The organism is Cytobacillus oceanisediminis, assembly GCF_007830235.1.
GTDB lineage: Bacteria > Bacillota > Bacilli > Bacillales > Cytobacillaceae > Cytobacillus > Cytobacillus oceanisediminis.
Genome location: NZ_VLKI01000020.1, coordinates 83,110 through 99,528, shown reverse-complemented (window position 1 = coordinate 99,528; position 16,419 = coordinate 83,110). Strand labels below are relative to the sequence as shown.

Here is a 16,419-nt window from a genome sequence, read left to right as displayed (position 1 = left end):
CCAAAATGATTCATAGGCATTTATGGCAGGATTACATAGATGAAGTGGATCACCTTAGACATACCGAACTGAATAAAACGATATATGCGAAGCGCAAAGAAACAATTGAACGTGTTTTTGCGGACGCAAAAGAAAAGCATGGCATGCGTTGGACGACCTTAAGAGGGCTTAAAAAAGTTTCGATGCAGGCGATGCTTACTTTCGCTGCCATAAATCTTAAAAAATTGGCAAACTGGACATGGCGAGGGCCATGTCCAGCTTGATTTTCGAGGTAAGATGACTATTAAATGTAACAAACCCCATTTTCACAAAGGGTGAAAATGGGGTTTGTCTACGGTCTGAAATGCCGGGTATCCCGGCATTTTTTTTAGTAATCAGAATCGCTAGTCAAACCGTTGACAATAGCTGCTCCTGAGCTTGCACCAATTCTTGTGGCACCTGCTTCAATCATTTTCTGTGCATCTTCAGCGCTTCTTACTCCGCCAGATGCTTTAACACCAATATCTGGGCCTACTGTTTTTCTCATAAGGGCGATGTCCTCAACAGTTGCTCCTCCAGTAGAGAATCCAGTAGATGTTTTAACGAAGTCAGCTCCCGCTTTAACAGAAAGTTCGCATGCTCTAACCTTTTCTTCTTCAGTAAGAAGGCAAGTTTCAATAATAACTTTTGTTAATGCTTTTCCTTTAGCAGCATCGACAACCGCGCGAATATCTCTTTCAACAAGCTCATTATCTCCGCCTTTTAAAGCGCCGATGTTAATTACCATATCTACTTCTGTTGCACCATTGTCAATGGCACTTTTAGTTTCAAACGCTTTAGTTTCAGGAGTGGAAGCTCCCAATGGAAAACCGATGACTGTGCAAACCTTTACTTCAGTTCCGTTTAGCAATTCGCTTGAAAGTTTTACCCAAGTCGGATTAACACAAACGGATGCAAAGTTGTATTCCTTTGCCTCTGCACAAATTTTTTCAATTTGGTCTTTGGTTGTATCTGCTTTAAGTAATGTATGATCGATCATTCTTGCTACGTTATTTGTCATTTTAACTACTCCTTTAAAACAAGTTGTCCGTACCTCTACATAATACCATTGAAATCGAAAAATATCGAGCTATTTTGCAACCGTTTTCGAGAGTAGTTTTTCCCAAAATACTTTATTCAATGAGGTTTGATAAAAAAAGGAACTACCCTAAGGTAATTCCTTTAAACTGCTGCCTCTTCTTTTTCATCCAATTCATCGAGAACTCTCACGAATTGGCCTTCATTATAAGGGTAACCGGCCTTTGTAATTTTTATTTTGACAATCTGGCCAATCATGTCTTCAGTGGCCGGGAAGACAACCTTCAAGTAATTGTCTGTGTATCCCACAAACAAATTGTTATCTGGGCTATCCTTGAAGCTTTCCTCAGGAATCACTTCAAGCACTTCTCCCTCATGCTGGGATGCATATTCTTTTGCAAGCTGATCAGATAAAGCAATCAGGCGGTGCACCCGCTCATTTTTAACTTCTTCATCAATCTGGTCATCCATTCTTGCAGCAGGTGTTCCTGTACGCTTTGAATAAGGGAAAACATGAAGCTCGGAAAATTTATGGTCCTTTATAAAATTATAGGTTTCCATGAACTCTTCTTCTGTTTCCCCAGGGAATCCAACGATAACATCTGAGGTTACCGCCAAACCAGGAAGAGCTTCCTTCAAACGGTCAAGACGCTCTGCAAAGAACTCCATCGTGTATTTGCGGCGCATTCTTTTCAGGACAGTATTGGAACCCGACTGAAGAGGAATGTGCAGATGCCTGACAACCACTTTGGATTGATCCATAACTTCAATGACTTCATCTGTAATTTGGCTAGCTTCAATGGAGGAGATTCTTAGACGTTTTAACCCTGCAACCTGCTCTTCCAAATCTTTCAGAAGCATCGCAAGGTTATAATCCTTCATGTCCTCCCCATAGCCTCCTGTATGGATGCCAGTCAGGACAATTTCTTTGTAGCCTGCATCGACAAGCTGCTGTGCCTGGCGGATTACTTCCTGTGGGTCACGGGATCTCATTAAACCGCGTGCCCATGGAATAATACAGAAAGTACAAAAATTGTTGCAGCCCTCCTGAATTTTAAGGGAAGCACGTGTCCTGTCTGTGAAAGCTGGAACATCAAGTTCCTCATAAACACGGTTTTTCATGATATTTCCGACACCATTAATTGGCTGGCGTTCCTGTTTGTACTGCTCAATATACTCGAGCATCTTAACCCGATCCTGGGTACCTACAACGATATCCACCCCAGGAATCGCCATAATTTCAGCTGGTGATGTTTGTGCATAACAGCCTGTTACACAAATAACAGCATCAGGGTTTTTCCGGATAGCTCTTCTAATAACCTGTCGGCTTTTTTTATCGCCTGTATTTGTAACCGTACATGTATTAATGACATATACATCTGAAACAGATTCAAAATCTGTCCGTTCATAGCCAGCTTCTTTAAACAGCTGCCAAATGGCTTCTGTTTCGTAATGGTTGACTTTGCAACCAAGTGTATGAAATGCAACTGCAGGCATATTATTCACCCCATTAATTCAAAATGATAGGAAACAGCCGAAAGCAAATAAAGCGGTGCTGTTTCTGTTCTTAAAATCCGCGGGCCAAGGCCGCAGGCAAGAAAGCCGTGCTCCTGCAGCAAGGTAACTTCCTGGTCTGCAAGCCCGCCTTCAGGCCCAAAAAATATAATCAGCGATTCACCTTTATTCATTGAAGACAAGGTTTTGGAAAGAACGGATGCTTCCCCCTGTTTCGCTTCTTCCTCAAAGGCAATCAATTTATGGTCGTAATCTCCGCATAATTTCAGCAGTGACTTTAAGTCTAACGGTGCATGAACCTCAGGCATAATGGTCCGGTGTGACTGTTCGGCTGCTTCTTTCGCAATTTTCTGCCATCTGTCAACCTTTTTCGCAGCCTTCTTCGCATCCCATTTTACTACTGAACGAGCTGAAGTAAAAGGGATAAATCGGTGAGCACCGAGCTCTGTACCCTTTTGGATAATCCATTCCAGCTTATCCCCTTTAGGCAGTCCGCTCACTATTGTAACATCAACAGGAAGCTCTGAAGATCCTTCAATCCATTGTACAACTTCTGCAGTCACTTGTTCATCGGTAATTTCTGCAATTGTGCATAGTGCGCTATTCTGGTTCGGACCCACACAAATAATGCAATCGCCTTCTTTCATTCGCATTACTTTTACAATGTGATGGCGGTCTTCACCAAAAATATAAAAGCGATTTTCAATTGCCTGTTCCTCTACGAAATAACGCTGCACCTTTGGCACCTTCTTCCTTAGCCTGTCCGCTATTCTTCTAAACTTTTAGCTCTGTTAACCTTGCCTGTTGGTTTCCGCTCAAGGAACTCAGCGAACCGCGGGCGGTCTAGGAGAGTCCTCAAGCAATAAGCCTGCGGGGTCTCCCTTTGATCAACACTACCACAGAGTCTCGTGCCTTCCGCTCCGATCAACAAAGTGCCAAAATCAACAATGAGCTTTAACACAGCCAAAACTTAAAAGGGAGGTAAATCAATTACCCCCTTTTCTGACTATCGCTTTCTTTTCCCTACAATAGCTACCCAGTCTTCCATCTGAATCGTCTCTTCAATCTCAAAGCCTGCTGCTGCAATGGCATCCCTTACTTCCTTTTTCTTCTGCTGGATAATTCCTGATGCAATAAAATATCCGCCTTCCTTAACGACAGATGCAACATCATCCGTAAATCGCAGGATCACTTCCGCAAGGATATTCGCGACCACAACATCTGCACCTTGCTCAACGCCATCGAGCAAGTTATTTTGGGAAACATCAACTATATGCTGAACTTTATTCAGCTTAATATTTAATCTTGCCGAATTTACTGCTACTTCATCCAAATCAAGTGCTTTTACACTTTCAGCACCAAGCATGGCTGCAGCAATGCTTAAAACACCTGAACCGGTCCCAACATCTACTACATTGTCCCCTTGTTTTACTGTTCTTTCCAAGGCTTGAATACACATGACAGTCGTTGGGTGTGTTCCCGTTCCAAAAGCCATTCCCGGATCAAGTTCAATGATAAGCTCATCACTGCTGACCGGAGTATACTCCTCCCAAGTAGGAACAATTGTAAAACGTTCTGATATTTTTACAGGGTTATAATATTTTTTCCAGGCTGTCGCCCATTCTTCTTCGTTTACTTCGCTGATGCTGACCTTATTAGCCCCTATATCAATGTTAAATAAAATCAGGTTATTAATAGCCTCTTTTATTTCATCAACAGTTTCGCCCAAAAAACTGTTTACAGGCAAATAAGCTTTTACAATAACGCCTTCTTCAGGATAATCCTGTGGATCGAGCTGGTAGATTTCGCCGAATTGGTCCTTTCTTTCTTTTACAAGTTCCAAAGGATCTTCTATAACGACTCCGCTTGCTCCGGCTTCATGCAAAATATTCGAAATCGGTTCAACAGCTTCATTTGTAGTATGAATACTGATTTCTGACCATTTCACTTCTACCAACTCCATTTCCTTTATTCACCTTTAAAGGCTCGTTTTACTTTCGAAAAAAAGGTCTCTTCCTGCTCCCCTTGAGGAACTTTTCCGCTTACTTCCGCAAATTCGCTAAGCAGCTGCCTTTGCTTTTCTGTCAGCTTTGTCGGGGTGATAATGCGGACAATTATATGCTGATCTCCCGTGCCGTAACCTCTAACGTTCGGAACACCTTTCCCTTTTAAACGGAATTTTGTTCCCGTTTGTGTACCCGCAGGAACCTTTAGCTTTACTTTCCCATGAAGGGTTGGCACTTCGATTTCATCACCAAGGGCAGCTTGCACAAAAGTAATAGGCATTTCACAATATACATCATCGCCATCCCGCTCAAAGAACTCATGAGAACGAACATGGAACACTACATAAAGATCTCCAGGAGGGCCGCCATTCACACCCGGTTCACCTTGTCCAGCAACACGAAGCTGCTGACCATCATCTATGCCGGCAGGAATCTTGACGTGGATTTTCCTTCGCTTTTGCACCTTGCCGGAGCCGCCGCAGGTAGAGCACTTCTCCTTAATTTCTTTGCCAGTACCGCTACAATAGTGGCAAACTCTTCTGTTTACAATCTTGCCAAATGGCGTATTTTGTTCAACGTTCATCTGGCCAGATCCATGGCAGTGGCGGCATGTTTCTGGCTTGGTGCCAGGCTTCGCTCCTGATCCGTTACAAGTTTCACATGTTTCCTCACGAGGGATTTCAATATCCGTCTCTTTTCCAAAGACAGCTTCCTCAAAAGACAGGGACATTGTGTATTGCAAATCTGCCCCTTGCCTTGGCGCATTAGGATCGCGACGGCGAGAGCCTCCACCGAAGAATGTGCTGAAGATGTCCTCGAAACCGCCAAAGCCTTCAAAACCGCCTCCGCCAAAGCCCTGATTCGGATCTGTATGTCCGAATTGATCGTAATGAGCTCTTTTTTGTTCATCGCTAAGTACTTCATACGCTTCTTTTACTTCCTTGAACTTCTCGTCAGCATCAGGCTCTTTATTAATATCAGGATGATATTTTTTTGAAAGCTTTCGATAAGCTTTCTTTATATCATCCTTGGATGCACCTTTGCTAATTCCAAGAACTTCATAGTAATCCCTTTTACTCATGATTACCACTCCCCGATTCATTTCACATAAAGGTTATTGTATCATTCTCTAAATATATTCTGCAACCGCCATTCACTTGGACCTTGAATAGATTTGCCGCTTCCCCAAAGATAGGATCCGCATCCGCTCATCGGGCAAGGGGCAAAAAAGCTCCTCCATGAATTCTTCTTCCAATGCCTTAGTGGAGGCCATATGCTCTTTAAAAACAAGTTTCCTTAAACAGAATAAAAGCCAAAGCCAAGAAATACCTGACTTTGACTTTTAATTGGAAAATCTCAGGCGCCCAGCTCAGGAGTGACACCCTCAAGCTCCTAGGCGCTGGAGCTGTTCAATATTATTTATCGTCTTTAACTTCTTCAAATTCTGCGTCAACTACATTGTCGTCATTATTTTCGCCAGTGCCTTCCGCACCTTGGCCAGCTTGTGCTTGCTGAGCCTGTTCATAAAGCTTCATTGTTAATGCTTGGACAACCTCCTGTAACGCATCTTTCTTCGCGCGGATTTCATCCAAATCATTCTTTTCAATTGCAGCTTTTAAAGCATCTTTAGCTTCGTTAGCTTTAGTTACCTCAGCTTCGTCCACTTTACCTTCGAGATCCTTTAGAGTCTTTTCAGTAGTGAATACTAGCTGGTCTGCTTCATTGCGAAGCTCAACCTCTTCTTTGCGCTTCTTATCAGCTTCTGCATTTTCTTCTGCTTCTCTTACCATTTTATCGATTTCTTCATCCGATAATCCTGTGGATGATTTAATCGTAATCGCCTGTTCTTTATTTGTGCCCAAGTCTTTTGCACGCACGTTAACGATACCATTTTTATCAATATCAAAAGATACCTCAATTTGCGGTACACCGCGTGGAGCTGGAGGGATATCACCAAGCTGGAAGCGGCCTAACGTTTTGTTGTCAGCAGCCATCGGACGTTCCCCTTGAAGAACATGGATGTCTACAGCTGACTGGTTATCTGCAGCAGTAGAGAATACTTGTGATTTTGATGTTGGGATTGTTGTATTGCGCTCAATTAGCTTTGTGAATACCCCGCCCATTGTTTCAATACCAAGAGACAGCGGAGTAACATCTAATAGTACAACGTCCTTTACATCTCCAGTGATAACACCGCCCTGGATTGCTGCACCCATTGCAACAACTTCATCGGGGTTAACGCCTTTATGCGGCTCCTTGCCTGTCTCTTTCTTAATCGCTTCCTGTACAGCCGGGATACGTGTTGATCCCCCAACAAGAATAACTTTGTCTATTTCTGAAGGAGTCAATCCAGCATCTTTTAGTGCCTGGCGGGTAGGTCCCATTGTACGTTCTACCAGATCTGCAGAAAGCTCTTCAAATTTTGCTCTAGAAAGCGTTACTTCAAGGTGTAAAGGACCCGCTTCACCAGCAGTGATAAACGGAAGGGAAATCTGGGTTGAAGTTACACCGGAAAGATCCTTTTTCGCTTTTTCAGCTGCATCTTTTAAACGCTGTAGCGCCATTTTATCTTTTGAAAGATCGATGCCATTTTCTTTCTTGAACTGTTCTACAAGGTAATCAATAATAACCTGGTCGAAGTCATCTCCGCCAAGGCGGTTATCGCCGGCAGTTGATTTTACTTCAAACACGCCATCACCAAGTTCAAGAATGGATACGTCAAATGTACCGCCGCCAAGGTCATAAACAAGAATCGTCTGATCCTCATCCATTTTATCAAGGCCATATGCCAAAGCTGCAGCAGTAGGCTCGTTGATAATACGTTCTACTTCAAGGCCTGCGATTTTGCCTGCATCCTTTGTAGCCTGACGCTCAGCATCATTAAAGTATGCAGGAACAGTGATTACGGCTTTTGTAACTTTTTCGCCAAGATAGTCTTCAGCATAAGATTTTAAATATTGAAGAATAATAGCAGATACCTCTTGAGGTGAATATTCTTTTCCTTCAATTTCAGTTTTAAAATCTGTTCCCATGTGACGCTTAATGGAAATGATTGTGTTCGGGTTTGTAATGGATTGGCGTTTGGCCACTTCACCGACCTGGCGTTCACCGTTTTTAAACGCTACAACTGAAGGTGTTGTACGGTTGCCCTCCGGATTTGGAATTACTTTTGGTTCGCCGCCCTCTAGTACAGCGACACATGAGTTTGTTGTACCTAAATCTATCCCGATAATTTTGCTCATGTTCTTTACCTCCCCAAATATGTAGTTATTGATTTACTTTAACCATTGCTGGTCGAATGACTCTATCCTTTAGCTTGTAGCCTTTTTGGAACTCTTCGACTACAATATTGGAATCAAAATTCTCATCCTCCACCTGCATAACAGCCTGGTGCAAATGCGGATCGAATTCCTTCCCAACTGCTTCGATTTGTTCTGCACCTTCTTTTTTAATAGCCTCCAGGACGCTTCGGTAAACCATTTCCATTCCTTGGAGGATGGATTTTGCCTGTTCGTTTTCAGCTTCCATCTGAAGAGCTCTCTCAAAGTTGTCAACTGCAGGCAACAGATCGGAGATTAAGCTTTGTGCTCTATATTTTTCAGACGCTTCAAGGTCAAGCCTTGCACGGCGTCGGGAATTTTCAAAATCAGCCTGAAGGCGGTAAATGCGATTTTCTGCTTCCTCCAGCTTGCCTTCCAGCTCAGCAATTCTTTCCTTAGCTGCAATAAGCTCAGCATCCGTATTTTCCGGGCTAGCATCTGCTTCTTCAGCCTCTGCAAACACTTCCTCAATAGGAGCCTCATTTTCAGTTCCTTCAGGTTTGTTCGTTTGTTCATTTAAATCTTGATTTAGCGTTTCTTTCTCTTCTGCCAACTTGTTCACCTCCCTTAAAGAATGGATAATCCAGTGCATCACAGCACCGCACTATATAAAAAAACACAGGGAAAGGGATGGAAAAGGCCATTCCACCCTTAATCAATATTTCCACCGTCAGCCGTTTTGATACAACTTCGATAAAACAGCAGATAAGTCTGCGCTGATGTAATCCAACAAACTTATCACTCTTGAGTATTCCATCCTGGTAGGTCCGAGGATGGCTATGGTACCCAGCTGCTCGGTACCGATCGAGTAGCTCGCTGTAATCAGACTGCAGTTCTCCATTGCAGAATTGTTATTTTCCCGTCCAATTTTTATATTGATTCCCGCCTTATTTTTACGGATTAAATCATATATGCCTTTCTCCTGCTCAATCATATTCATGAGATTTTTAACTTTTTCAATATCATGAAATTCCGGCTGGCTAAGCATATTGGTTTTTCCGCCAAAAAATAATTTTTCATACGCTGAAATCTGAATGGTATCAGCAATTGAGTGCAGCATAAAATCATAATTATTGATATGCTGCCGCAAAAGTACGGCCACTTCTTTGTATAGCTTATTGTTCAGGCTTTCGATCGGTGCTCCTGCCAATCGGTCATTTAGGATGTTGACTACCTTTTCCAAATCGCCGGCATCAATGTTTTCCGGCAAGTGGAACATCCTGTTTTCCACATGGCCTGTGTCGGTAATAATAATGGCTATTGCTGTTTCTTTATTCAAAGGAACAATCTGAATTTTTTTCAGCTTGTTGTCCCTTACTGCAGGCCCAAGGACGATGGATGTATAGTTCGTCAGCTCAGACAGAATTTTGGCTGATCTTTGAACAATTTTCTCCAGCTCATAAATTCTTTCAGCAAAAATTGACTTTACTTTAAAGATGTCATGCTGATTTAATTTTTGCGGGGATAAAAGGTGGTCCACATAGTAGCGGTACCCTTTCTCAGAAGGAATCCTCCCCGATGAGGTGTGTGTTTTTTCAATAAACCCTAGTTCCTCCAAATCAGCCATCTCATTTCTGATCGTTGCGGAACTAAAAGAAATCTCTTCCTTTTTCGACAAGGTTCTCGACCCGACAGGCTGTGCAGTTTGAATAAAATCATCAACAATCACTTGAAAAATTAATAATTGACGATCTGTTAACACAGTTATCACCTCTGTTAGCACTCTTTGTTCACGAGTGCTAATTCTACTAATAAATTAACAAATCAAGCGTGCAGTGTCAATAATTTGGCATCCATTTTTAAAACATGCAAGTTGCTCTGACCAATTATCCTATAAAGGACTGGAACACTTCATTTCCAAGGAATCGCCCTTGCCTTGTCAGCTTTATTTGATCCTCACAAACAGCAATTAATTCTTTGCCCGCCAGCTGCACAATTTGGTCTTCAAACAAATTTATAGGATCTCTGCCAAATTTCTCTTTAAAACGACTAATGGAGACACCATCCCTTTTTCTCAGGCCAAGGAACATCTCCTCTTCCATTTGTTCTTCCAGTGTAACTTTATGCTCCTCAAGCACAGGAAGCTGTCCATTTGCTATCGGCTCCATATATTTCTTGAGCGGTCCGTGGTTAGACCTGCGCATTCCATTTACATAGCCATGGGCACCTGCGCCAAATCCAAAATACCATTCATTATCCCAATAAGTAATATTATGCCGGCTTTCATAGCCAGTTTTTGCAAAATTGCTGATTTCATATTGTTTAAAGCCATGTTTGTCCATTTGCTCCATTAACAAAGCATACATTTCAGCTTCCACATCTTCTCCGGGAGTTGGCAGTTTGCCTTTTCGCATTAGATTATAAAAAACAGTCTTAGGTTCAATAATCAGTGAGTAACCCGAATAATGGACAATATCCAAAGTGAAGGATGTTTCGAGTGTTTCTTTAAAATCCTTTAGAGTCTGGCCGGGAAGGCTATAGATGAGATCAATGCTTATGTTTTTGAAACCTATTTTCTTTGCTGCTTCAACAGAGTGGAAAACATCTTTGGCTCTGTGGACCCTTCCGATTCTTTTTAAAAGCTCATCATTGAAAGTCTGTACGCCAAAGCTGAGCCGGTTGACTCCCGCGTCATACAATAATTGAAGCTTTTCCTCAGTAAGGTCCCCAGGGTTTGCTTCAAAGGTGTATTCTGTCGAGCTGTCATAAGGAAGCTGCTTTTTAATAATGGCGCAAAGCTTTTCAAGCTGCTGCTCATTTAGCGCTGTTGGTGTGCCGCCTCCAATAAAAATGGAATCCAAATGCCTTGTTGGCGTTTCCAGCAGGGCAATTTCCATTTCTTTCTCCAGAGAGCCAAGGTAATCTCCAACCGGCTGGCCCTTAAGAAAAACTTTATTAAAATCGCAATAGTGGCATATGTGCTCACAAAATGGGATGTGTATATAAGCTGCTTTAATCATATATTTTCACTACCTTTATCAATAAGCCTGTTCATATAAAAAAGAGGCTAGTGCTGCTATTATTATGACAGCATATCTAACCTCTTTAAACAAAGCAAATATATTACTTTTTAGAGTTATTGTCGTCCATTTTCAGAACAGCCATGAAAGCTTCTTGCGGAACTTCAACAGAACCGACCTGCTTCATCCGCTTTTTACCTTCTTTCTGCTTCTCCAAAAGTTTTCGCTTACGGGAAATGTCTCCACCGTAACACTTTGCCAATACATTTTTGCGGATCGCTTTAATCGTTGAGCGGGCAACGATTTTTTGCCCGATTGCCGCTTGGATTGGCACCTCGAATTGCTGTCGAGGAATAAGTTCCTTGAGCTTTTCAACGATAACCTTTCCTCTTTCATAAGCGAAGTCTCTATGGACAATAAAGCTTAATGCGTCAACTTTTTCAGCATTTAATAGAATATCCATCTTAACAAGCTTGGAAGGCTTATAGCCGATTAGTTCATAATCGAAAGAAGCGTATCCTTTTGTATTGGATTTAAGCTGGTCAAAGAAATCATATACAATTTCAGATAAAGGAATTTCGTAAATTATATTAACCCTTGTTTCATCCATGTACTGCATATCAATGAATATGCCGCGTTTTTCCTGGCAAAGTTCCATAATGGCACCAACATAGTCATTCGGTGCCATCATTGTGGCTTTTACATATGGCTCTTCCACACGATCGATCTTTTGCGGGTCAGGCATATTGGATGGATTATCTACTTTAATTTCGATGCCGTCTGTCATGATGACATCATAGATAACACTTGGCGCCGTTGTAATTAAGTCAATCTTGAATTCACGCTCAATTCGCTCCTGAATGATTTCCATGTGAAGCAATCCAAGGAATCCGCAGCGGAATCCAAAGCCCAGTGCCTGGGAAGTTTCCGGTTCAAACTGAAGTGCAGAGTCATTAAGCTCAAGCTTTTCAAGAGCTTCCCGCAAATCATTAAATTTGGCGCTGTCAATTGGATATAAACCGCAATAAACCATTGGATTTAACTTTCGGTAACCAGGAAGAGCTTCGGTTGCACCGTTCTTTGCACTTGTAATGGTGTCACCGACACGGGTATCGCCTACATTTTTAATGGCTGCTGTTAAAAAACCTACGTCTCCAACAGATAATTCAGGCAGTGGAGTGGATTTAGGTGTAAATACACCAACCTCTGTTACTTCAAATTCTTTGCCTGTCGCCATCATTTTTATTTTATCCCCAACTTTTACGGTTCCTTCCACTACACGGATATAAGCAACAACTCCGCGGTAAGCATCATAAAGCGAATCAAAGATTAGCGCCTTTAAAGGAGCGTTTGGATCGCCAACGGGGGCAGGGACCTTTTCAACAACCTGTTCGAGGATTTCCTCAATGCCGATTCCAGCCTTTGCTGAGGCAAGTACAGCTTCAGAAGCATCAAGTCCGATTACCTCTTCGATTTCATTGCGAACGCGCTCAGGGTCTGCACTCGGAAGGTCAATCTTGTTGATGATCGGAAGGATTTCCAAATCGTTATCCAAAGCTAAATAAACATTTGCAAGGGTTTGCGCTTCAATCCCCTGGGCTGCATCCACCACAAGGATTGCCCCTTCACAGGCTGCCAAACTGCGGGATACTTCGTAAGTAAAGTCGACGTGTCCCGGAGTATCAATTAAGTGGAAAGTATAAATTTCTCCATCTTTGGCCTTATATTTCAACTGGACTGAGTTTAATTTGATGGTAATGCCGCGCTCTCTTTCAAGGTCCATGGAATCAAGGAGCTGATCCTTCATTTCACGGGCTGTAAGCGCATTGGTTTTTTCAAGGATCCTGTCAGCCAAAGTCGATTTCCCATGGTCAATATGGGCGATAATCGAAAAATTCCTTATTTTCTCTTGCCTTTTTAGTCTCTCTTCTCTGTTCATGGTTTACAATTCAACTCCTACTATAAGAAAAGCGCAAGACGCCTTTTAAAGGGCGTCTGGAGCCAAGTGTTAATCTATTTTCAGTTAGTCCTATTAGTTTATACACTATTTTTGATTATAGCAGTACGCTTATGAAGATTCAATGCTAAGCTGTATGGCCTTATTAGTGCAAGGCTTTGTTAACTTTGTCTGTTGATTTCCGCTCAATTCAACAGAGTCCTATAATCAATATTAAGCTTTGCCATACCTAGTGCAAAAAAATAAGGCTGCCCTTGAGCAGCCCTATTCTCCAGTTAATAATTCTGTAATGAAAGCGATCGATTTTTCTGTTAATCCTGACAGGCCTTCGGAGATACTTTTTCCCAAAGACGAAAAGAAGTTATAAGCTTTCATTTCTTCAAGCTTTTGTTTCTTCTGTTGAAGATCATGGCTGGATACATCATTCCCCAATACTGAAGCCTGAAGTTCACCTTCTTCACTTTCACTTAAGGTAAGCGCACTTTTGAAATCATCATCAGAATAGCCCTTCATTCTTTGTATTCCTTCATTCGCCTGCTGCATCCCAAACAAGACGGATACAAACATAATGGCAGCCAGAAAAGTCGCCTTTAACATAAACATCTTCATTACAAATCACACCTAAACATTATTTCTTTTCCGATTCCCCGCGTGCGGTTGAATTTACTTCCTCGGCCTGCCAATAATATTCACTGAAGATTTCTGCCAGAGCTTCCGCTGAACGATCCAATTCCTCAAATGTATTATCGACCCCTCCAAATTCTACCAGGATTGCATTTTCAGAAAGGTCCTGATTAAATTTCCCATTCGTCCTTTCTCCCTGCAGCTGGATAATTCCTCTGCTCAAGCCCTTGTATTTTTCCTCGAGTCTTTTATGCAATTCACTGGCAAACTTTAAATTCTTCTCGTAGTTTTGATGCTCCGCTCCTATCACAAATGCAAGTTTCGCATATGACTTTCCATTAATTTCTTTTGTTGTATCCTCTTTTCTTCGCGAATCCCTGTGAATATCAATGAAATATGTTAAATCCCGGTCAGTGGAAGCTGCTGCCTGAACAACTTCCCGTGAAGCCTCATAGGACTGTCCATAACTCCATCCTTTTTTATTTAAAGTACCCTGGATATCGGTTTTATCCACTGTTGTTCCGATCCCTCTGCTCTCCAGTTCCTCTTTAAGCTTGTCCCCTATTTTTGTCACATTAATTTGAGAATGGCTGGCAGCATTCGGGTCGTTCACACCTTTTAGATAAGGAAGAAACGATTCCCGGTTATGGCTGAAATAAACATATACTGCCTTTTGATCACCGGTAGTCATAGGAGGTGTTCCCGACTGGCTATTTTCTTCATTTGAATTCAGGCCTTCAGTGTTTTGCAGTGCTGCTTCCTGCTCAGCTTTCAATACTTCCAAAGGCGGCGAAGACTCTACCGGCATGTTGGTATAATCAGTTCCTTCACCGGCAACTAGAATTTTGCTGTCATAAAGAGAGAAGAAAGGCAGTTCCCTCCCTAATAAGCTTCTCGGATCATCAAGATTTACATTAGTTGATAGCTTAAAAACCATATTTGTAAATCTGGGAGGAAAGCTATCTTCCGGCATCGCCTTGAGAAAGGCGTGGTTTTCCCAGCCAAGGAAATGATATAGCATTTCTCCTGTTAGATTCGTCGCCGCTGTATTAACGGAAGAAGAACTGATTCTATATTCCGGCTTTAAAGATGTCAGAGCTCCGCTTATTGAAAATATCATAAATAGAAAGAGCAAAAATCCGCCTATGGCTTTTAACAGGCTTGTCCCTTGAATTGTTACAACCAGTCCATTCGTCTTCAAAGGTTTCATTTTTCCACCTCTCTTTGCAAGTCTAGTAAATGTTATGACTTTGCTAGAGAAGATAGAACAAATATTTTCTATCTAGTATAAAAACCGGCATTATCCTGGTTCACTTTTTGATGGAGCGCTGCGTTCAAGCCATTGGCAATAAGGTTTGACATATCCTCAATAAATACATCAACTTCCTTCGGTGTAACCATTAGATTGTGGCCGAGCGGGGAAAGCACTTCATAGATAAGCCTTCGCTTTTCATCTTCAGGCAAGGTTCCAATCATGCCTAAAAAGGTTTTTCGGTGATGTTCCTCAGGCAAATCTTCCTCAGTCAGCTTTCTTTTTTCTCCAAAGGTCATGCCAGCGGGCGCAAGTGACCGGGACGGACGGTCTCCCTCCCTCATTTCCTTTCCAAAATGCTTCAGAATAAAATCAATAGTGTCGCTTGTTATCGACACGGCATCCACAACAGTAGGGACTCCTATTGCGATTACTGGTATGCCCAATGTTTCCTTGCTGATTTCCTTCCGTTTATTTCCCACACCGGATCCGGGATGGATGCCTGTATCCGATATTTGGATCGTGGAATTAACTCTTTCGATTGAGCGGGAGGCAAGCGCATCTATCGCAATGACAAAGTCGGGCTTTGTTTTTTCAACAATTCCATAAATTATGTCGCTTGTCTCAATGCCGGTTAACCCCATAACTCCAGGGGATATGGCGCTTACCGGACGATAGCCTTCTTCTACACTTTCAGGCTGCAGCTGATAGAGATGCCTTGTAATCAGGAGGTTTTCACAAACTTGCGGGCCCAGTGCGTCAGGAGTGACATTCCAGTTTCCCAGGCCGACTATTAGGCATGAGGCGTTCTCTTTTATCCCCAATTGCTTAATGAACTGGGAAAATTCACCTGCAAAAACAGACTCCACTTTTTTTTGCAGTTCGGTATCCTGCTGGCGGATGCCCGTCACTTCAAGTGTCAAATATTTACCTTCCTTTTTTCCTAATGCCTCTGCACCTTGTTTTGTCACTTCTACAAATGAAATCTTTATATCGTTTTCTTCTTTTTCCTTTATAATAACGCCCTCAATTTGCGAAAGGTTTTCCTGCTCGTGGACATTGTCTCTCCGCCTGTCCGCTATGACCATTTCCCTTGCTTCAATCGCTAGATCCGTTCGGACCGAGTACTTGCTTAAATCTATTGATTCCTTCAAGTTAATCCCTCACATTCTCTGCTTATTTGGTTTTATGGAAAATAACCCATAATATACTAGAATTCGGATATGTACTATCATTGCCTTCAAAAGGCAAAAACATGCATAGGATGGTTTATCTTCATAACAGAATTGCAATCAGCAATTTTAATTACAGAGTATTGCATTATGGCCGCGTGTTTGATAGAATATCACTTGTTCTTAATTATTGTTAATGAATGTGAATGTCGAGTTATAGAATCTCGATGCTTTTTCAGGAGGTGAATGGAATGCCAAACATTAAATCTGCTATTAAGCGTGTTAAAACTAGCGAAGCTCGCAACGCTCATAACGCTACAATCAAATCTTCAATGCGTACAGCTGTTAAGAAAGTTGATGCTGCGATCGTAAACAACGATGCTGCTGCTGCAACTGAATCTTTCGCTGATGCTGCTCGTAAACTAGACAAAGCTGCTGCAAAAGGTCTAATCCACAAAAACGCTGCTGCTCGTAAAAAGTCTCGTTTAATGAAAAAAATGAACTCTTTAAACGCTTAATGTTTAAAGATATCGGCTATCTTTAAGGGATAGCCTTTT

Annotated in this window: 15 protein-coding genes; 2 read left to right on the top strand and 13 right to left on the bottom strand. The window is 42.0% G+C overall.

Annotated features, from left to right (window positions below; all coding sequences use genetic code 11):
• On the top strand, window positions 1-263 hold a 263-nt coding region (locus IQ19_RS22900; protein WP_199749489.1), incomplete at its 5' end, for a transposase.
• Window positions 264-367: 104 nt separating this feature from the next.
• Here the strand turns inward: IQ19_RS22900 and deoC are convergent.
• The 13 genes from deoC to gpr form a co-directional block, all read right to left on the bottom strand.
• The gene (gene deoC, locus IQ19_RS22895) at window positions 368-1,039 is read right to left on the bottom strand and encodes a deoxyribose-phosphate aldolase (protein WP_144545419.1); all 672 of its coding nucleotides are present in this window, start codon (window positions 1,037-1,039) and stop codon (window positions 368-370) included.
• A gap of 161 nt (window positions 1,040-1,200) precedes the next feature.
• Window positions 1,201-2,553 carry a tRNA (N(6)-L-threonylcarbamoyladenosine(37)-C(2))-methylthiotransferase MtaB gene (gene mtaB, locus IQ19_RS22890; RefSeq protein ID WP_144545417.1) on the bottom strand — a complete coding sequence of 451 codons (1,353 nt, stop codon included), beginning with the start codon at window positions 2,551-2,553 and terminating at the stop codon, window positions 1,201-1,203.
• A 5-nt stretch (window positions 2,554-2,558) separates the two neighbouring features.
• Window positions 2,559-3,308, bottom strand: coding sequence for a 16S rRNA (uracil(1498)-N(3))-methyltransferase (locus IQ19_RS22885; RefSeq protein ID WP_144545415.1), 750 nt, complete (start codon window positions 3,306-3,308; stop codon window positions 2,559-2,561).
• Between the two features lie 269 nt (window positions 3,309-3,577).
• On the bottom strand, window positions 3,578-4,519 hold the full coding sequence (prmA, locus tag IQ19_RS22880; protein WP_144545429.1) for a 50S ribosomal protein L11 methyltransferase: 942 nt from the start codon (window positions 4,517-4,519) through the stop codon (window positions 3,578-3,580).
• 20 nt (window positions 4,520-4,539) lie between these two features.
• Complete coding sequence (dnaJ, locus tag IQ19_RS22875; protein WP_144545413.1) at window positions 4,540-5,658, bottom strand: molecular chaperone DnaJ; 1,119 nt, start codon at window positions 5,656-5,658, stop codon at window positions 4,540-4,542.
• Window positions 5,659-5,992: 334 nt separating this feature from the next.
• The gene (gene dnaK, locus IQ19_RS22870; protein ID WP_144545411.1) at window positions 5,993-7,819 is read right to left on the bottom strand and encodes a molecular chaperone DnaK; all 1,827 of its coding nucleotides are present in this window, start codon (window positions 7,817-7,819) and stop codon (window positions 5,993-5,995) included.
• A 25-nt stretch (window positions 7,820-7,844) separates the two neighbouring features.
• Entirely contained in the window at window positions 7,845-8,450 is a 606-nt protein-coding gene (gene grpE / locus IQ19_RS22865) for a nucleotide exchange factor GrpE (protein ID WP_199749534.1), read from the bottom strand.
• Between the two features lie 117 nt (window positions 8,451-8,567).
• Window positions 8,568-9,599 carry a heat-inducible transcriptional repressor HrcA gene (hrcA, locus tag IQ19_RS22860; RefSeq protein WP_144545407.1) on the bottom strand — a complete coding sequence of 344 codons (1,032 nt, stop codon included), beginning with the start codon at window positions 9,597-9,599 and terminating at the stop codon, window positions 8,568-8,570.
• A 124-nt stretch (window positions 9,600-9,723) separates the two neighbouring features.
• A complete protein-coding gene (hemW, locus tag IQ19_RS22855; RefSeq protein ID WP_144545405.1) occupies window positions 9,724-10,857 on the bottom strand; it encodes a radical SAM family heme chaperone HemW in 1,134 nt (377 codons plus the stop codon).
• Between the two features lie 103 nt (window positions 10,858-10,960).
• Window positions 10,961-12,796 carry a translation elongation factor 4 gene (gene lepA, locus IQ19_RS22850; RefSeq protein WP_144545403.1) on the bottom strand — a complete coding sequence of 612 codons (1,836 nt, stop codon included), beginning with the start codon at window positions 12,794-12,796 and terminating at the stop codon, window positions 10,961-10,963.
• Between the two features lie 282 nt (window positions 12,797-13,078).
• Window positions 13,079-13,423 carry a YqxA family protein gene (locus tag IQ19_RS22845; protein ID WP_144545401.1) on the bottom strand — a complete coding sequence of 115 codons (345 nt, stop codon included), beginning with the start codon at window positions 13,421-13,423 and terminating at the stop codon, window positions 13,079-13,081.
• 19 nt (window positions 13,424-13,442) lie between these two features.
• Complete coding sequence (gene spoIIP, locus IQ19_RS22840; RefSeq protein WP_144545399.1) at window positions 13,443-14,648, bottom strand: stage II sporulation protein P; 1,206 nt, start codon at window positions 14,646-14,648, stop codon at window positions 13,443-13,445.
• 68 nt (window positions 14,649-14,716) lie between these two features.
• Window positions 14,717-15,844: a GPR endopeptidase gene (gpr, locus tag IQ19_RS22835; RefSeq protein ID WP_144545397.1), complete on the bottom strand. Its 1,128-nt coding sequence runs from the start codon at window positions 15,842-15,844 to the stop codon at window positions 14,717-14,719.
• A 269-nt stretch (window positions 15,845-16,113) separates the two neighbouring features.
• Between gpr and rpsT the strand changes: the two genes are divergently transcribed.
• The gene (gene rpsT / locus IQ19_RS22830) at window positions 16,114-16,380 is read left to right on the top strand and encodes a 30S ribosomal protein S20 (RefSeq protein WP_026584475.1); all 267 of its coding nucleotides are present in this window, start codon (window positions 16,114-16,116) and stop codon (window positions 16,378-16,380) included.
• The last annotated feature ends 39 nt before the right edge of the window (window positions 16,381-16,419 follow it).